Source organism: uncultured Microbacterium sp., assembly GCF_947489255.1.
Taxonomy (GTDB): Bacteria; Actinomycetota; Actinomycetes; order Actinomycetales; family Microbacteriaceae; genus Microbacterium; species Microbacterium phycohabitans.
Map to the genome: position 1 here is coordinate 152,744 of NZ_CANLCY010000004.1, position 17,261 is coordinate 170,004.

At 69.7% G+C, this 17,261-nt stretch carries 16 protein-coding genes and 1 pseudogene; 9 read left to right on the forward strand and 8 right to left on the reverse strand.

Features of this window, described 5'->3' with window-relative positions; all coding sequences use genetic code 11:
* The first annotated feature begins 59 nt into the window (after positions 1 to 59).
* Both Q0818_RS11105 and raiA read left to right on the forward strand, forming a co-directional pair.
* Positions 60 to 725 (forward strand): ComF family protein, encoded by a 666-nt coding sequence (locus Q0818_RS11105; protein WP_298874562.1) that lies wholly within the window; start codon positions 60 to 62, stop codon positions 723 to 725.
* Between the two features lie 93 nt (positions 726 to 818).
* The gene (gene raiA / locus Q0818_RS11110; protein ID WP_298874564.1) at positions 819 to 1,478 is read left to right on the forward strand and encodes a ribosome-associated translation inhibitor RaiA; all 660 of its coding nucleotides are present in this window, start codon (positions 819 to 821) and stop codon (positions 1,476 to 1,478) included.
* 62 nt (positions 1,479 to 1,540) lie between these two features.
* Here raiA and Q0818_RS11115 read toward each other — a convergent pair whose 3' ends face one another.
* Positions 1,541 to 2,854 (reverse strand): hypothetical protein, encoded by a 1,314-nt coding sequence (locus Q0818_RS11115; RefSeq protein ID WP_298874567.1) that lies wholly within the window; start codon positions 2,852 to 2,854, stop codon positions 1,541 to 1,543.
* A gap of 184 nt (positions 2,855 to 3,038) precedes the next feature.
* Here Q0818_RS11115 and secA point away from each other — a divergent pair, with 184 nt between their 5' ends.
* Positions 3,039 to 5,837, forward strand: coding sequence for a preprotein translocase subunit SecA (gene secA / locus Q0818_RS11120; protein WP_298874569.1), 2,799 nt, complete (start codon positions 3,039 to 3,041; stop codon positions 5,835 to 5,837).
* A gap of 287 nt (positions 5,838 to 6,124) precedes the next feature.
* On the forward strand, positions 6,125 to 7,351 hold the full coding sequence (locus Q0818_RS11125) for a pyridoxal phosphate-dependent aminotransferase (RefSeq protein ID WP_298874571.1): 1,227 nt from the start codon (positions 6,125 to 6,127) through the stop codon (positions 7,349 to 7,351).
* A gap of 330 nt (positions 7,352 to 7,681) precedes the next feature.
* Here Q0818_RS11125 and Q0818_RS11130 read toward each other — a convergent pair whose 3' ends face one another.
* Positions 7,682 to 8,689: a hypothetical protein gene (locus Q0818_RS11130; protein WP_298874573.1), complete on the reverse strand. Its 1,008-nt coding sequence runs from the start codon at positions 8,687 to 8,689 to the stop codon at positions 7,682 to 7,684.
* Positions 8,690 to 8,986: 297 nt separating this feature from the next.
* Between Q0818_RS11130 and Q0818_RS11135 the strand changes: the two are divergent.
* A pseudogene (locus tag Q0818_RS11135) lies at positions 8,987 to 9,660 on the forward strand (aminotransferase class I/II-fold pyridoxal phosphate-dependent enzyme); the annotation flags it as partial.
* 101 nt (positions 9,661 to 9,761) lie between these two features.
* On the opposite strand, the gene Q0818_RS11140 reads toward Q0818_RS11135, so the two are convergent.
* The gene (locus Q0818_RS11140; protein ID WP_298874575.1) at positions 9,762 to 10,196 is read right to left on the reverse strand and encodes an Rv3235 family protein; all 435 of its coding nucleotides are present in this window, start codon (positions 10,194 to 10,196) and stop codon (positions 9,762 to 9,764) included.
* A gap of 137 nt (positions 10,197 to 10,333) precedes the next feature.
* Positions 10,334 to 10,615 carry a DNA-binding protein gene (locus Q0818_RS11145; RefSeq protein WP_298874577.1) on the reverse strand — a complete coding sequence of 94 codons (282 nt, stop codon included), beginning with the start codon at positions 10,613 to 10,615 and terminating at the stop codon, positions 10,334 to 10,336.
* A gap of 225 nt (positions 10,616 to 10,840) precedes the next feature.
* Between Q0818_RS11145 and Q0818_RS11150 the strand changes: the two genes are divergently transcribed.
* Entirely contained in the window at positions 10,841 to 12,337 is a 1,497-nt protein-coding gene (locus tag Q0818_RS11150) for a sensor histidine kinase (RefSeq protein ID WP_298874580.1), read from the forward strand.
* Positions 12,338 to 12,523: 186 nt separating this feature from the next.
* Here Q0818_RS11150 and Q0818_RS11155 read toward each other — a convergent pair whose 3' ends face one another.
* Positions 12,524 to 12,772, reverse strand: coding sequence for a WhiB family transcriptional regulator (locus Q0818_RS11155; RefSeq protein ID WP_013583608.1), 249 nt, complete (start codon positions 12,770 to 12,772; stop codon positions 12,524 to 12,526).
* Positions 12,773 to 12,982: 210 nt separating this feature from the next.
* Here Q0818_RS11155 and Q0818_RS11160 point away from each other — a divergent pair, with 210 nt between their 5' ends.
* Positions 12,983 to 13,363, forward strand: coding sequence for a histidine kinase (locus Q0818_RS11160; protein ID WP_298874582.1), 381 nt, complete (start codon positions 12,983 to 12,985; stop codon positions 13,361 to 13,363).
* Positions 13,364 to 13,416: 53 nt separating this feature from the next.
* Here the strand turns inward: Q0818_RS11160 and bcp are convergent, their stop codons facing one another.
* From bcp to aroA, 3 genes are read right to left on the reverse strand one after another with little or no spacing between them, the layout of a single operon-like run.
* A complete protein-coding gene (bcp, locus tag Q0818_RS11165) occupies positions 13,417 to 13,890 on the reverse strand; it encodes a thioredoxin-dependent thiol peroxidase (protein ID WP_298874584.1) in 474 nt (157 codons plus the stop codon).
* On the reverse strand, positions 13,887 to 14,948 hold the full coding sequence (rsgA, locus tag Q0818_RS11170) for a ribosome small subunit-dependent GTPase A (protein WP_298874586.1): 1,062 nt from the start codon (positions 14,946 to 14,948) through the stop codon (positions 13,887 to 13,889). The genes bcp and rsgA overlap by 4 nt, the downstream gene beginning before the upstream one ends.
* Before the next feature lie 3 nt (positions 14,949 to 14,951).
* Positions 14,952 to 16,298 (reverse strand): 3-phosphoshikimate 1-carboxyvinyltransferase, encoded by a 1,347-nt coding sequence (gene aroA / locus Q0818_RS11175; protein ID WP_298874589.1) that lies wholly within the window; start codon positions 16,296 to 16,298, stop codon positions 14,952 to 14,954.
* A gap of 112 nt (positions 16,299 to 16,410) precedes the next feature.
* On the opposite strand from aroA, the gene Q0818_RS11180 reads away from it, so the two are divergent.
* Together Q0818_RS11180 and Q0818_RS11185 are read left to right on the forward strand one after the other, a co-directional pair.
* Positions 16,411 to 17,016, forward strand: a complete 606-nt coding sequence (locus Q0818_RS11180) for a sigma-70 family RNA polymerase sigma factor (RefSeq protein WP_298875749.1) — start codon at positions 16,411 to 16,413, stop codon at positions 17,014 to 17,016.
* Positions 17,013 to 17,255 carry a zf-HC2 domain-containing protein gene (locus Q0818_RS11185; protein ID WP_136586975.1) on the forward strand — a complete coding sequence of 81 codons (243 nt, stop codon included), beginning with the start codon at positions 17,013 to 17,015 and terminating at the stop codon, positions 17,253 to 17,255. The genes Q0818_RS11180 and Q0818_RS11185 overlap by 4 nt, the downstream gene beginning before the upstream one ends.
* Positions 17,256 to 17,261: the final 6 nt, after the last annotated feature.

Below are 17,261 nucleotides of genomic sequence, written 5' to 3' on the forward strand. Positions count from 1 at the left end.
CCCTCCACCGCGGCGAGGTCGGGCAGCCGCCCGGCGGCGGGGTGCCCCATGCTCGGGGCATGGACGTCCGATCTCTGGTCACCGCGTCGCTGCGCGACGCCCTCACGTTCTGGCTTCCCGTCGCCTGCGCCGGATGCGGGGCCCTCGACGCCGAGGTGTGCGAGGGATGCCGCCGTGCCCTCGTCCCGCGCCCGGTGCGCCGCGTGCTCGCACCGGACCTGACCGTGACGAGTGCGCTCCCCTTCGCGGGACCGACCGCCCGGGTCGTCCGCGCGCTGAAGGAGGAGGGGCGGACACCGCTCGCTCGCGCCCTCGCTCCGGCCCTGCGCGAAGTCCTCCGCGGTGCGCCGCCCGATGCGCTGATCACCACCGTCCCGTCGACGCGGGCCGCTCTGAGGCGACGGGGGTACCGCCCGGTCGAGCTCATCCTGCGTCGTGCGGGGTACCGCGATCGACGGCTCCTGCGCCTTCGTCGTACCCCGCTCGACCAGCGGGGTCTCGATCGCGACGCGCGTCGCCGCAACGTCGGGGGAGCTTTCGTCGCCGGTCCTGTCGCGGGGATCCCCGTCGTGCTGGTCGACGACGTCGTGACGACGGGGGCCACGCTGCTCGAGGGGGCGAGGGCGCTGCGCGAGGCGGGGGCTGCCACGGTCGTCGCCGTGACGGTGGCGCACACGCCGCGCCACGGGGGTCTCGGAGGTGAATCAGAGGTGATCGACACGTGACAGCGCGGGGCCGCGGCACTAGCGTAGGGATGACTGAAGGCGACGGACGTTCCGCCCTTAGACCGGGCGGAACCCGGAACAAGGAGGTCACGGATGGACACCAACATCGTCGGCGTGGGAGTCGGAATCACCGATCGATTCCGCTCGGTGGTCGAAGAGAAGGTCAGCCGCATCGAGCACCTGGCTCCCCGAGCCCACACGCTCGAGGTCAAGGTCACGCATCGCTCCTATCGCAACGGTCGAATGGAAGACGACACGGTCGAGCTCACCCTCGACGGCAAGGGCCCTGTGGTGCGTGCCGAGGCCACGGACGCCGACAAGTTCGCCGCTCTCGACCTCGCGGTCGACAAGATCTCGGAACAGGTGCGTCGCGCGAAGGACAAGCGCGTCGACGCCCGCAACCACCCTCGCGGCGCGAAGTTCGAGAAGGGCACCGGAGAACTCGCCGGGATCGACGTCGAACCCGCCTCCGTCGACGTGCTGCGCGCCGTCGCCACCGGGTCCGTCCCGGTGCAGGCCGAGGCCGAAGAAGAGGATTACTGCCCCGTCGTCATCCGGCAGAAGGAGTTCGAGGCCGAGTGGATGACGGTCGAAGACGCGGTCGACCGCATGGAGCTGGTCGGGCACGATTTCTTCCTCTTCATCGACGCGCGCACCGACCACCCCAGCGTCGTCTACCGCCGCAAGGGATGGGACTACGGCGTGATCGAGCTGACGACGCAGGCGTCGCCGGCGGTGCCCGTCGCATCCTGACGCGGTGAACGACGAAGCCCCCGGCCGAGCGGCCGGGGGCTTCGTCGTGGACGGGCGAGATGTCAGCCGTCGAAGATGTCGCCCAGCAGCGAACCGATGACGAGGCCGCCGAGCATGCCGCCGACCATGTTGCCGCCGCCCATGCCGCCGCCGCGGCCATAACCGCCACCGCGACCGTGACCGTCGCCGCCCCAGTCGTTGGGGCGGGACTGCTCGATGTCCCGCTGCGCGATCTGGAGGGCCTCGGATGCCAGCGACCCGGCACGACGAGCGGTGGCGAGGGTCGTCTCGCGCTGATCCTCGGCGACGGGGCCGAGGGGGAGACCGGCGCGCAGGCGTTCGGCTTCGACGAATCGGGTGCGGGCGTCGGCTCCGATCCAGCCGCGGTGTCCGGTGATGAGACCGCGTGCGACCGCCAGCTGACGGTCAGCGTCATCGATCGCGTGCTCCACCTGCTCCTGCGACGGCACCGGGCGGGCGGCGCGTTCGCGGGCGAGGTCGAGGTCGGAGTTGGCCTGGCGCAGAGACGAGAGCGCGGCGAAGGGATCGCTGCGCGTGCCCGACGCGGGCAGCGCGGACAGGGCCTGCTGGAGGGTGGCCATTGCCTTGGTCACGATGGGCGTCTGGGGACCCATCCGCGCCTCGATCAGGTCGTTGCGCGAGTCGTCGACGACGGCGGCGAGAGTCGACTCGGCGCGCAGCGCCTCGATCTCGAACGTGTCGACGGCGTCCAGAAGCGATTCGGCGCGACGCACCGCCTCGGTCGCCGCCTCGAGGGCGACGGAGGCCTGCTCGCGCTGGCCGGCTTCTCGACGTCGCTCCGACACGCTCGCGGTGTGCACGGCGAAGTCGAGCAGCTGCTCGATCTCGTCGGGATTGCCGCCGATCTGGGCGAGAGCGGAGTCGCTGTAGCGACGCGAGAGCCGCTCGACGACCTCGCGGGCGTTGGGCACGCGCTCCGCGAGCCGGTCGCGGTCCGCGCGCACGCGGGCGAGGATCTCCGGTGCGCGGCGCACGGCGTCGATCTTGGGCTGGAGCACCTGCGTGCGCTCCTCGAGCAGATCCTCCGCCCACTCCGACAGCTGGATGATGCGCGCGTTGCGCGTGCGCAGCTCTTCCTTGGTGTCGGGGATCTCGTCGTGGTTCAGCTGGTGCAGCTGGAACGCCTCGGCGAGGTGCGTGCGGACCGAGTCCAGAGCCGCCGCGAGGTCTTCCGTGGCCTTGTCGCCGAGCTCGGCGCGGGCGAAGTCGAGCTCGTCGGAGGTGAGGCGGACCCGCTCGTCGGCGGCGACGATCGCGAGCTCCGCTCGACGGGCGAGATCGGCATCCGCCGCGTCCTGCTCTTCGCGCTTCCTTTTGCCCCAGAAACCGGCCATGGATCGATCCTAAGCGGCGGTTTCCGAGGCGTCGCCGTGTGTTCGCTACGGGCGCGCACAGAGACTTTCGGATTGCGGCCTCCTCGCAGGTCACGAACGGGTAACACGGATAGCATGAGGGTCGTATGCCTGTTCGCAGGCCGGCGTCCGCGCGGGCGCCGCACCCGACAGATGGAGATTCTTCGTGGCAAATCCGCTCGAGAAACTGCTGCGCGCCGGCGAAGGCCGCATCCTGCGCCGCCTGCAGGGCGTCGTCAAGGCGACCGGCGCCCTCGAAGAGGACTACGAGCAGCTCACCGACGACGAACTGCGCAACGAGACCATCGAGCTGCGCGCCCGCTACGACGCGGGCGAGACGCTGGATCAGCTCATGCCCGAGGCGTTCGCCGCCGTCCGCGAGGCCGCCAAGCGCACGCTCGGCCAGCGTCCCTACGACGTGCAGATCATGGGCGGCGCGGCCCTGCACCTGGGCAACATCGCCGAGATGAAGACCGGTGAGGGCAAGACGCTCACCGCGGCCCTGCCGGCCTACCTCAACGCCATCGCCGGCAAGGGCGTTCACGTCATCACGGTCAACGACTTCCTCGCGAGCTACCAGTCCGAGCTCATGGGCCGCGTCTACCGCGCGCTCGGCATGACCACGGGCACCGTCGTCGCGGGCCAGACCCCCGAGGTGCGCCGCGAGCAGTACGAGGCCGACATCAGCTACGGCACGAACAACGAGTTCGGCTTCGACTACCTGCGCGACAACATGGCCTGGCGCAAGGAAGACCTCGTGCAGCGCGGTCACTTCTTCGCCATCGTCGACGAGGTCGACTCGATCCTCATCGACGAGGCGCGCACGCCGCTGATCATCTCGGGGCCGGCATCCGGCGAGGCCAATCGCTGGTTCGCCGAGTTCGCCAAGCTCGCCCGCACCCTCGAGGCCGGCGTCGACTACGAGGTCGACGAGAAGAAGCGCACCATCGGCGTGCTCGAGCCCGGCATCGAGAAGGTCGAGGACTACCTCGGCATCGACAACCTGTACGAGTCGGCGAACACCCCGCTCATCTCGTTCCTGAACAACTCGATCAAGGCGATCGCGTTGTTCAAGCGCGACACCGACTACGTCGTGATGAACGACGAGGTCATGATCGTCGACGAGCACACCGGCCGCATCCTGGTCGGCCGCCGCTACAACGAGGGCATCCACCAGGCGATCGAGGCGAAGGAGAACGTGCCGGTCAAGGCCGAGAACCAGACGCTCGCCACCGTCACGCTGCAGAACTACTTCCGCCTGTACGAGAAGCTCTCCGGCATGACCGGTACCGCCGAGACCGAGGCGGCCGAGTTCATGTCGACCTACAAGCTGGGCGTCGTCCCGATCCCGACGAACAAGCCGATGATCCGCAAGGACCAGTCCGACCTCGTCTACAAGAACGAGACGGCCAAGTTCGCCCAGGTCGTCGAAGACATCGTCGAGCGCCACGCGAAGGGCCAGCCGGTCCTGGTCGGCACGACGAGCGTCGAGAAGAGCGAGTACCTCTCGCGCCTGCTGGCGAAGAAGGGCGTGCGCCACGAGGTGCTCAACGCCAAGAACCACGCCCGAGAGGCCGAGATCGTCGCCCGCGCCGGTCGCCTCGGCGCCGTCACCGTGGCCACCAACATGGCCGGTCGCGGCACCGACATCATGCTCGGCGGCAACGCCGAGTTCCTGGCCGTGCAGGAGATGAAGGCGAAGAACCTCGACCCGGTCGAGACGCCCGAGGCCTACGAGGCGGAGTGGGACTCCGTCTACACCGCCGTGCGCGACACCGTCGCCGAAGAGGCGGCCAAGGTCACCGAGGCGGGCGGTCTGTACGTGCTCGGCACCGAGCGGCACGAGTCCCGCCGCATCGACAACCAGCTGCGCGGTCGCTCCGGCCGTCAGGGCGACCCCGGCGAGAGCCGGTTCTACCTGTCGCTCACCGACGACCTCATGCGCCTGTTCCAGTCGGGCGCGGCCGAGGCGATCCTCGCCCGCACCAACTTCCCCGACGACGTCGCGATCGAGTCGGGCCTGGTCTCGCGCGCGATCAAGAGCGCGCAGTCGCAGGTCGAGGCGCGCAACGCCGAGATGCGCAAGAACGTCCTCAAGTACGACGACGTGCTCAACCGGCAGCGCGAGGCCATCTACGCCGACCGTCGTCACATGCTCCAGGGTGATGACATCGCCGACCGCGTTCAGCATTTCATCGAGGACGCCATCACCGCCGTCATCGACGACCACACCGGATCGGGTCACACCGAGTCGTGGGACTTCGACGCCCTGTGGACCGAGCTGAAGACCCTCTACCCGGTGAGCGTGACGATCGACGAGGTCGTGGCCGAGGCCGGCGGCAACAAGGGGCGCATCACCCCCGAGGGGCTGAAGCGCGAGATCATCTCCGACGCGCGCATCGCGTACGAGAACCGCGAGAAGGCCCTCGGCGAGCAGGCTCTGCGGGAGCTCGAGCGCCGCGTGGTGCTCCAGGTGCTCGACCGTCGCTGGCGCGAGCACCTCTACGAGATGGACTACCTGAAGGACGGCATCGGCCTGCGGGCCATGGCCCAGCGCGACCCGCTCATCGAGTACCAGCGCGAGGGCTACCAGATGTTCCAGTCGATGATGGGGCAGATCAAGGAGGAGTCGGTCGGCTTCCTCTACAACCTCGAGGTCGAGGTGCGCAGCGTCGAGGGCGAGCCCGCGGCACAGGTCGAGGCCAAGGGCCTGACTCCCACCCCGGTCGAGACGCAGCGCCTGGAGTACTCCGCGGCCAACGACGCGGGCGAGGTCGAGGTGCGCAACGACCGCGGCCAGGTGCAGCAGGCGGCGACCAACCGTCTCCGCCAGGCGCAGCCGTCGGCGCCCGCCGCCGACGCCGCTCCGGCGGGCGCGCGCGGAGCCTTCGGCCAGCGCACCGATGCCCCCGCCGAGGCCGCGTCCGGCAACCGCGCCGACCGTCGCGCCGCTAAGAAGAAGTAGAAGTAACCGATACCGGATGCCGTGTCCCCGCGTGGGGGCACGGCATCCGTCGTCTCCGCGCGGAGTCGTGCCGTGCCGTGCCGTGCCGTCGGGCGCGTGCCGTGCCGTTCCGTCGGGCGCGTGCCGTGCCGTGCCGCCGGGCGGAGGTCGGGCGCGACGCGCCGGACCGAGGCCTGCCGATGACGGGGTGTCGACGGTGTCCTCCGCGAGATGGTGCCGTAGAGGGTGGGAGGGTGCGGTCCACCGGGTGTCGATTGGCCGGATCGGCCCGGGGATATCCTGAACCGATGAGCCCGCTTCGCCCTCTCGACCAGTCGTCCAAGCTGAAAGACGTCCTCTACGAGATCCGCGGGGAGGCCCTCGTCGAGGCCGATCGACTCGAGGCCGAGGGGCACGCGATCCTCAAGCTCAACACCGGCAACCCGGCGATCTTCGGTTTCGAGGCGCCGCACCAGATCGTGCGCGACATGATCGCGTCGGTGCCGAACGCGCACGGCTACAGCGACAGCCGCGGCATCCTGTCGGCTCGGCGTGCCGTGGTGTCGCGCTACGAGCAGGAGCCCGGCTTCCCGCACCTCGACCCCGACCACGTCTTCCTCGGCAACGGGGTGTCCGAGCTCATCACGATGACCATGCAGGCGCTGCTCGACGAGGGCGACGAGGTGCTCATCCCCGCCCCCGACTACCCCCTGTGGACGGCGATGACCAGCCTGGGCGGGGGCACGCCCGTGCACTACCTGTGCGATGAGCAGCGCGAGTGGCAGCCCGACCTCGACGACATCCGGTCGAAGATCACCCCGCGCACCAAGGCGATCGTCGTCATCAACCCGAACAACCCGACCGGCGCCGTGTACTCGCGCGAGATCCTCGACGGCATCGCCGACATCGCGCGGGAGAACTCCCTCCTCGTGCTGGCCGACGAGATCTACGACCGCATCCTCTTCGACGACGCCGTGCACATCCCCATGGCCACGGTCGCGCCCGACCTGCTGGTGTTGACCTTCAACGGCCTGTCGAAGACGTACCGCGTCGCGGGCTACCGCTCGGGCTGGCTCGCGATCACCGGCCCCAAGGAGCACGCGCAGGGCTTTTTGCACGGCATCAACCTGCTGGCGTCCACGCGTCTGTGCCCGAACGTGCCCGCGCAGTTCGCGGTGCAGGCGGCGCTGTCGGGCGTGCAGTCGATCGACGCGCTCATCGCCCCCACCGGTCGTCTGCACGAGCAGAGGGATGCCGCCTGGCAGGGCCTCGAGGCCATTCCCGGGGTGTCGTGCGTCATGCCGCGCGGCGCTCTCTACGCGTTCCCGCGCTTCGACCCCGAGGTGTACGAGATCCCCGACGACGCCCAGTTCGTGCGCGATTTCCTCCTCGCCGAGCACGTGCTGCTCGTGCAGGGGTCGGGTTTCAACTGGCCGGCCACCGACCACGTGCGCATCGTGACGCTGCCCGAGGCCCGCGTCATCAGCGACGCAATCGAACGGCTCGGCAACTTCCTCGCGTCCTGGCGGCCCTGAGGGAACGGAGCGCGGGTCTGGGACCACGGCCATGAGGCTGGCGTGTCACAGCCCCGCGCTCCGTCGTTCAGTCTCAGCGCTCGTCGGATTGCTTGCAAAATGGATTTTCTCTGCGCCTGTGCGACCAGTCCGTGACGATGGTCGCCGTGCTCCACAGGACGAGGGGTGAGGCTGAGAGGGGGCCCAGCCACGAACTCGCTCCCGGGTGATCCACGCAGGCCGCTGTCAGAGCCAGGAACCAAGCGACGGAGCCCGCGAGGAGGAATGCGCGCCAAGGGGAGAGCAGGACACGAAGTCGAGCCTTCAACGATTTACGATACTCGTCACCATTCATCGGCACGTCCCCCCGCTATACGTACCAAACCACGGAGCCCAGGTTGGGGGGATGCCGGGGAGGTATGTCATATACAGCTCGAGGCAGCGGCGGGGCCGAGAGTTCTGAGCTACACCTGCCGTATATACGGCAGAACCTGTGATGGCAAGGCATGTCGCTCCAGCGGCGGCCGCGCCGGCGGGACCGCCCGCTGCCGTCCCTGCCGCCGCGCATACCGCGGTGACTCCGGTCGCTGCCCAGCCTCCGCTGGCAATAGTGGCGGTCTCTGCGCGGTTCCAGCGCACTCGAAATTGATTCCATGCGGTGATCGACCATTGTGGGTCCGCGACAACTGGGTACACGGTTTTCTCGTCCGTGATCACATGTTGGGTCAGAACACCGTCACGGACCTCGTAATTCGTCTTCACCTCGTTTCCTAACGCGTCGACTGCCCACGCGGGTTGAACGTAACCGATGACAACCGACACGTCCTGAGGCGAATGATCCGACGCGTCCAGAACGGGTTGTGTGAGCTCGAGGCGCCCATCGGCCAGGGGCTCTGCCTCGACGTTCTCGGGGAGCTCGTACTCGAAAAAGCGGTCCATCGTGTCGCTATCGATCACCGTTGAGACGCGCGCACCGTCGGGCAGCGGCTGAACGGTGACGTCAGCATCACCGCCGTCAGCAACGAAAACGGTTGTGCCGGAGGAGACGCTAACCGCCCGCGAGGCACTCACGTCTTTCGGGAGAGGGATCGCGAACCCCTCACCATCAGACCCTGCCACGACCACCTCACCTTTCGTCGTGGACGGTACGAGAATCGTGACATCCGGAAGATCTGATGTGGAAGACGTGTCGACAGCTGCATTCATGTCCACAGCGGCCTGTTCCACCAGACGCGCTATCGATTCCGCATCACTCGGAACTTCTTCCGCTCGCGCCGCTGGCGTGACAGAAAGCGCGCAGAGAAGCAAGCCGGCACAGACTGCTGAGACGAGTTCGCGACGAGGTCGACGTGTGATCATGCTGACTCCCAATAGGTTGTTTCGCGGGCGTTTGCTCCGCACGCCGCCTGCATATCCCATGCCTAGGTCCGCCATTTGGGGGACGCCGGGGTCGGAACTCTCCGGGTGAAAACCCTCTTGAACCCCGTTCGGAGCCGACGAGGCGCGCGGGCTACCGCGCGGAGTCCGCCTGGCGAAGAGTGAGATACCGCCAGCAGAGAGAGCTCAGCCGGGGTTCGCGGCGGGGTCACTTCAAGTGAATTCACCCGCAAGCCGACCCAATAGACCCTCTCGAACCGTCGAAGCGTTGTCGGCGCAACCGGCGCCGTGTACTCGCGCGAGATCCTCGACGGCATCGCCGACATCGCGAGGGAGAACTCCCTCCTCGTGCTGGCCGACGAGATCTACGACCGCATCCTCTTCGACGAAGCCGTGCACATCCCCATGGCCACGGTCGCGCCCGACCTGCTGGTGTTGACCTTCAACGGCCTGTCGAAGACGTACCGCGTCGCGGGCTACCGCTCGGGCTGGCTCGCGATCACCGGCCCCAAGGAGCACGCGCAGGGCTTCCTGCACGGCATCAATCTGCTGGCGTCCACGCGTCTGTGCCCGAACGTGCCCGCGCAGTTCGCGGTGCAGGCGGCGCTGTCGGGCGTGCAGTCGATCGACGCGCTCATCGCCCCGACCGGTCGTCTGCACGAGCAGAGGGATGCCGCCTGGCAGGGCCTCGAGGCCATTCCCGGGGTGTCGTGCGTCATGCCGCGCGGCGCGCTCTACGCGTTCCCGCGCTTCGACCCCGAGGTGTACGAGATCCCCGACGACGCCCAGTTCGTGCGCGATTTCCTCCTCGCCGAGCACGTGCTGCTCGTGCAGGGGTCGGGTTTCAACTGGCCGGCCACCGACCACGTGCGCATCGTGACGCTGCCCGAGGCCCGGTGATCAGCGACGCGATCGAACGGCTCGGCAACTTCCTCGCGTCCTGGCGGCCGTGACGCCGCACGCGCAGTGCTGACCGGCGCGCCGGAGCGTGTGGCGTCCTCCGGCGGGCCGGAGCGCGGCCGGCCGTGACGGATGTCGCGCGAGGCGAGCTCGATCAGAGCAGTCCCAGGGCCGTCACGCGCCAGCGGCCGTCCATCCCCTCGAGACGCAGCGCGATGGCGCGTGTCCGCACGCGCGCGGATGCCGTGACGGTCGCCTCGATGACTCCGTCGGCGGGGGAGGAGATGTGCACGCTGCGGATCTCGTGGACGTCGCGTCGAGCGGGCACGCGCCGGGCGCTGCGGGCGCGGGCGGCGAGGTTGGCGCGCGTGACGAGGGAGCGGTAGACCTCCTCCGACAGCCAGCGGGCGAGCTGCTCGACCTCTCGTACGCCGGCGAGGACTTCCAGGATGCCGCGCACGATGTTGCGCACGAACACCTCGGGCGGGGGCAGCTGCGCGGTCGAGGTCTTCTGCCGGGCGAAGAACTCCTCACCGCGTGGTCGCGATGAGCGGGGGCGTCCCGGATCGGGTTCGGCTGCGAATGACATGGGTCTCCTCCGTCGTGCGGATTCGGCGAGTGCGGATGACGTGCGGCCGACAGTAGGGGAGCGCGGAATCCCGATGCGGCGCATATGCGGCACCTGTGGATGACCGATGCGACGGGTGAGGTGGGGAGGAGACGCCGTCAGTCGCCGTGACGCACCTCTCCGCGACCCCACAGCTCGGGGAAGCTCGCTGCCTGCGACTGTCGCCAGAGCGCCGCCCGGCGGGTGTCCTCGGTCCGGGAGTCGACGTATATGTCGACGCTGTCTTGATCGATGCGCCACCGGGCGGGTGAGCCCACCTCCGCTCCTCGCAGATGCCCCTCGTGCACGAGGGCGATGACGTCGTCCGGCGCGACCGCGAGGACGGCGGCGACGTGTTCGAGGTCGACGAACCTCTCTTCGGGTGAAGGATCAGCTGGCATCCGCTCATGATGTCCCCCGTTTCGGGGGTGCACGGGATTCACCCGGACGCGACCGACGGGGTGGCTGATCGCGCGCGCTTCGGTTCCGAGCGAGATCTCCCGCGAGTGCGTTTCGCCCACCCCGTGCCGGTGGCCTACCCAAAATTCACCAGAGGTATCACCCGGTGCGGTCGGACGGGGCCGTGCGACGCGCGTCGGTCCGGGAGCGGCCCCTAGGGTGGAGGGGTGTCGACACTCAGTGAACTCGTCTACGCCCAGGGCCGCTCCAGCGAGGCCGACGTCGAGTGGCTGCACCGCCTCGCCGGCGACGGGCAGCTGCTCGCCGATCTGGCGTTCGCCGACATCGTGATCTGGGTCCCGACCCCCGACGATTCCTTCGTCGCCGTCGCCCACACACGGCCCGGGGGAGCGGCGACGCTGTTCTACCGCGACATCGTCGGCGACCGCGTGCGTCCGCAGTGGCGCACCCAGGTGCGCGAGGCGTTCCAGAGCGGGCGCATCGTCGACTCGGCATCCCCTGACTGGTTCGAGGAGACGCCCACGCGCGTGCGCGCGGTGCCGATCGTGCGCGAACTGTCGCGCGAGGGGAACGCCGTCACGACCGTCGGCGTGCTGACCCGGCACACGAACCTCGGCGAGACGCGCACGCCCTCGCGCCAGCAGATCACGTTCAACGACTGCGCCGACGACCTGTTCGGCATGATCTCGTCGGCGGAGTTCCCCGACCTCTCCGCCCCCACCGCACCGCGACGGGGGGCGCCGCGGGCCTCGGACGGCCTGATCCGTCTCGACGTCGACGGGATCACGACCTTCGCGAGCCCCAACGCGCTGTCGGCGTTCAACCGCATGGGCTTCGACGACGAGCTCGAGGGTGAGTCGCTCGCCGAGGTCACCGCCCGCATCCTGCCGGCCAAGCGCCTCGACGTCGACGAGTCGCTCCCCGTGGTGGTGAGCGGGCGCGCGCCGTGGCGTGCCGACATGGAGGCGCGCGGGGTGCAGGTGTCGCTGCGCACCATCCCCCTGCGCGATCGCGGGAACCGGATCGGCGCGATCGTGCTCAGCCGCGACGTCACCGAGATCCGCCATCAGGAGCAGGAGCTCATCACCAAGGACGCGACGATCCGCGAGATCCACCACCGGGTGAAGAACAACCTGCAGACGGTCGCGTCGCTCCTGCGCATCCAGGCGCGGCGCACGCACTCCGACGAGGCGCGGGACGCGCTCACGCAGGCCATGCGACGTGTCTCGGCCATCGCCGTCGTGCACGACACGCTGTCGGAGGGCCTCGCGCAGAACCTCGACTTCGACGACGTCTTCGCGCGCGTGCTCAAGCTCGTCGCCGAGGTGGCGGCCGCTCCCAACACCCGCGCGCGCACGCGCAGCACGGGGAAGTTCGGCACGCTGCCCAGCCAGTTCGCGACGCCGCTGGCGCTCGCACTCACCGAGCTCGTGACGAACGCCGTGGAGCACGGGCTCGCCGGTCAGGAGGGCGACGTCGAGATCGCCGCCGAGCGCACGGGCGAGATGCTCGAGGTCAGCGTCCGCGACACCGGCGTCGGTCTGCCCGAGGGTCAGGTGGGTCGCGGTCTGGGGACGCAGATCGTGCGGACGCTCATCCAGGGCGAACTCGGCGGAACCATCGACTGGCACACCCTCATGGGCAGCGGGACCGAGGTCACGATCGAGATCCCCTTGCGCTACATCGGCGGCTCCGCCTCCTGAGGCGCCGCGACCCGGCATCCGTTCTCCCTCTGCGGATGGTCGCGAATCTCGCGGGGTGTGCGTGCTCGCAGATCCCGGATGCCGTTTCGCGAGCGCAGGACCAATCGGCGAGCGTTCGAACGGACCGTCGCCCCTCAACGCGAAGACGCCCGCCCCGAAGGGCGGGCGTCTTCGCGGAGAAGGTCGTCAGGAGGCGCGGCGGGCGCGAGCGGCGCGGCGCTTGAGCGCGCGACGCTCGTCTTCGCTCAGGCCGCCCCAGACGCCCGAGTCCTGGCCGGACTCGAGGGCGTACTGCAGGCAGACCTCGGTGACGGTGCAGCGCGCGCAGACCGACTTGGCCTTCTCGATCTGGTCGACCGCGGGGCCGGTGTTGCCGACGGGGAAGAACAGTTCGGGGTCGACGGTCAGGCAGGCTGCTTTGTCGCGCCAATCCATAGGGGTGCTCCTTGTAACAGAAATTTCGACGATTCGGCACCGGGATTCGGGTCCGGTACCCTGGTGGGAACGCGAGCGATAGCTCGCCCCACTTCGCTGTGGGAGCACACGGCTTGTTCCATGCTCCCATAGCGATTCCGCCTGATCAAGAGGTAACCGGCAGGTTTCCGGATCGTAACGGCGCAGCCGCGCCCGTCGGGGAGGCTTCGGATGCCCATTCGCTTGGCCGCAGCCGCCCTTCTCGGCCTCGAGGCCGTCGGCATCCTGGCACTCGCCGGCTGGCAGACCGTCGCCCTCATCGGCGGTGACACCGATTCGGTGGTCAGCTCCATCGCCCTCATCGTGCTCACCGTCATCGGCGCGGCGATCGTCGCCGCCTTCGGGGTGGCCACCGCGCGGGACGTGTCGGCCGGTCGGTCGGGCGGCATCGTCACCCAGCTGCTCGTGCTGTCGGTGGCGATCGGGGCGATCACGGGGGAGTGGGCCGCACCGGGCGCCGCGATCCTCATCGCCGTGCCCGCCGTCATCGGCCTCGTGCTGCTCGTGCTCGCCGTGCGCGCCGCGGCCCCGCGGCGCCGCGACGACGACTGACGCGAGAAGGCCCCGCCGGCCGCGGGAGCGGGGCGGGGCCTTCGTCGTCGGGCTCAGGCGGCGTCGAGACCGAGCGTCTTGCGCAGGCGCGCGACGTGCCCGGTCGCCTTGACGTTGTAGAGCGCCTCGGCGATCTTGCCGTCGTCGTCGACGACGAAGGTCGAGCGCAGCACGCCCGTGATCGTCTTGCCGTAGTTCTGCTTCTCCCCCCACGCGCCGTAGGCCTCGTGGATCGCGTGGTCAGGGTCGCTCAGCAGCGGGAAGGTGAGTCCGTCGCTGTCGCGGAAGGCGCGCAGCTTCTCGGGGGTGTCGCGCGAGATGCCGAGCACCGTGTAGCCGGCGCCCTGCAGCGAGGCGAGGCTGTCGCGGAAGTCGCACGCCTGCGTGGTGCAGCCGGGCGTCTGCGCGGCGGGGTAGAAATACAGGATCACGCGGCGTCCGCGGAAGTCGCTCAGCGAGACGGGGTGCTCGTCCTGGTCGAGAAGGGTGAAGTCGGGCGCGGTGTCGCCCTTGTCGAGGTTCGTCACCCGTCCAGCCTAGAGCGCTCGATGCCCTGGAACGTCGTCAGCAGACGCTGCAGGGAGTCGAGCCTCGCCGCGGCGCCCGGCCCCAGCCGCCCAGACTCGACCGCCTCGATGATCGCGCAGTCGGGGGCGTCCGGCAGGTGGGTGCACCCGCGGGGGCACTCCTCGGCGACCTCGGCGAGGTCGGTGAACGCGCCGAGCACGTGAGCCGGATCGACGTGTCCCAGCCCGAACGAGCGGACCCCGGGGGTGTCGATGACCCATCCCGACCCGGCGGGGCCGCGGTAGCGCAGCGACACCGTCGACGACGACGTGTGGCGGCCGCGACCGGTGACGGTGTTGACGTGTCCGGTGGCGCGCTCGGAGCCGGTGAGCGCGTTCACGAGGGTCGACTTGCCCACGCCCGAGTGCCCCACGAACACCGTCACGTGGCCGGCGAGCGCCTCGCCGATCGCGTCGAGCGGCATGTCCGCCTGCGCGCTCGTGAAGACGCGCAGGTCGATCCCGTCGAAGTGGGCGAGGAACGCCGTCGGATCGGCCAGGTCGGTCTTGGTCACCACGAGCAGGGGACGGATGCCGGCGTCCAGCGCCGCGACGAGGTACCGGTCGACCAGGCGTTCGCGCGGCTCGGGATCGGCGGCGGCGACCACGATGAGCATCTGGTCGGCGTTGGCGACGATGACGCGCTCGACCTGGTCGGTGTCGTCCGCGCTGCGGCGCAGCAGGGAGGTGCGCTCCTCGATGCCGACGATGCGCCCGAGCGACCCCTCGTCTCCCGACAGGTCGCCCACGACGCGGGCGCGGTCGCCGTTGACGATGGGCTGCTTGCGCAGCTCGCGGGCGCGCGTCGCGAGCACGCGTCGCTCATCGGGGCCGTCCTCGTCGACGAGCACGGTGTACCGGCCGCGGTCGACGCCCATCACGCGGGCGATCTGCGCGTCGGCGTGCACGGGCCGGCGCTTCGTGCGCGGCCGGTTCGCCTTGGGGTTGGGGCGCACCCGGATCGACGACTCGTCGAACTCGAGGTCCTCGTCGTCGTCGGCGCCGTCGAGCCAGCTCACGCGTCAGCCCCGGACGTCCGCGGCCGTGCCGAGCATCGCGTGCCAGAGGCCCGCGAACTGGGGGAGCGTCTTGGCCGTCGTGCCGATGTCGTCGATCTGCACGCCCGGGACCCGGAGTCCGATGAGGGCCCCGGTGGTCGCCATGCGGTGGTCGTGATGGGCCCGCCACACGCCGCCGCGCAGGGGACGGGGGACGATGCGGATGCCGTCGTCGAGTTCGTGGGCCTCGCCGCCGAGGGAGCGGAAGTTGCCCACGAGGGCGGCGATGCGGTCGGTCTCGTGCCCGCGGATGTGCCCGATGCCGTGCAGGGTGGTCGGGCCGTCGGCGAACGCCGCCAGTCCGAAGAGGGTGGGCGCGAGCTCTCCCGCGGCCGAGAGGTCGAGCTCGACCCCCAGGATGCCGTCGTCACCGGCCGCCACGGTCAGGGCACCGCCGCGCCGACTGACGCGCGCCCCCATCTCGGCGAGGATGTCGACCAGGAGGGCGCCCGGCTGCGTGCTGTGCAGGGGCCAGCCCGACATCGTGACCGACCCGCCCGTGACCATGGCCGCCGCGAGGAAGGGCGACGCGTTGGAGAGGTCGGGTTCGATGTGGACGTCTTTGGCGCGCACGGGGCCGGCCGGCACGATCCACTCTCCCGGGGCGGGACGCTCGACGTGCACCGCGCGATGGGCGAGGGACTCGACGGTCATGTCGATGTGGGGGATGCTCGGCAGGCGCGATCCCACGTGACGCAGGTGCAGGCCCACGTCGAAGCGCGGCGCCGCGAGCAGGAGTCCCGAGACGAACTGGCTGGACTGGCTGGCGTCGATCTCGACCTCGCCGCCGCGCACGTGACCGTGACCGCGCACCGAGAACGGCAGGGCCCAGTGCCCGCCGTCGTCGATGTCGACGCCGACGGCCCGCAGCGCGTGGATCATGGCCCCCATCGGGCGGTGCAGGGCGCTCTCGTGCGCCGTGACGTGCACGTCGCCGCGGGCGAGGCCGGCGAGCGGGGCGACGAAGCGCATGACGGTGCCGGCTTGACCGCAGTCGATCTCGCTCTCGCCCCGGAAGCTTGAGGGCGGGGTGACGAGCAGGTCGGGACCGAAGGGGGAGCCCGTGTCGATCTCCTCGATCGCCACGCCCAGGGCGCGGAGCGCATCGACCATGCGGGCGGAGTCGTCGGAATGCAGCGGGGCGTGCAGCGTGCCGGGACCGTCGGCGATCGCGGCGAGCACGAGTTCGCGGTTGGTCAACGACTTCGAGCCCGGCACCGTCACCGTGGCATCCACGGGGCGGTCGGCGACGGGCGCGTCCCACGCACCGCGGGGAGTGGCGGCGGAAGGGGAATACCCGAGGGGAGTCATCGGTTCCAACCTTACTGAAAGGGGACGACACGTGACCGCACTTCTGGAGCGCGACCGCACCGCGACGACCACCCCGGTGGCTGTCGGGGCGCGCGACGTAGACTGGCGCGCGATGAACGACACCGCAGACGCCGGCCCGCTCGAGGTGGAGCCCCGCGCACAGTTCGAGGAGCAGGCCCTGCCCTTCATGGATCAGCTGTACGCCGCGGCCATGCGCATGACGCGCAACCCGGCGGACGCTGCCGACCTCGTGCAGGAGACCTTCGTGAAGGCATTCGGCTCGTGGGCCAGCTTCACGCAGGGCACCAACCTCAAGGCGTGGCTCTACCGCATCCTGACGAACACGTACATCAACACGTATCGCAAGAAGCAGCGCGAGCCCTACCAGAGCGCGATCGACGACCTGGAGGACTGGCAGCTCGGCGGCGCCGAGTCGACCACGGCCAGCAGTGCCCGCTCGGCCGAGGCCGAGGCGATCGATCACATGCCGGCATCCGTCGTCAAAGACGCGTTGCAGTCGATCCCCGAGGATTTCCGGATGGCGGTGTACCTCGCCGACGTCGAGGGCTTCGCCTACCAGGAGATCGCCGACATCATGAAAACCCCGATCGGCACGGTCATGAGCCGTCTGCACCGCGGACGACGCCTTCTGCGTGACCTGCTGTCGGACTACGCCAAGGAGCGCGGCATCCAGGCCGCGACGGGAGAGACGAAATGAGCGACTGCGGCTGCGACAAGGCGCGACGTGACCTCGAGGAGTACCTGCGCAACGAGGTCTGCAAGACCGAGGCGAAGGACATCCGCGAGCACCTGGAGAACTGCCCCGGATGCCAGGACGAGGCGCACGTCGCCCGGACGCTGACCGAGGTGGTGGCGCGGGCGTGCAAGGAGACGGCTCCGGAAGAGCTCCGCGACCAGGTGCTCTCGCGACTGCGCGCGATCCAGTCGACCCACTGACCGCCG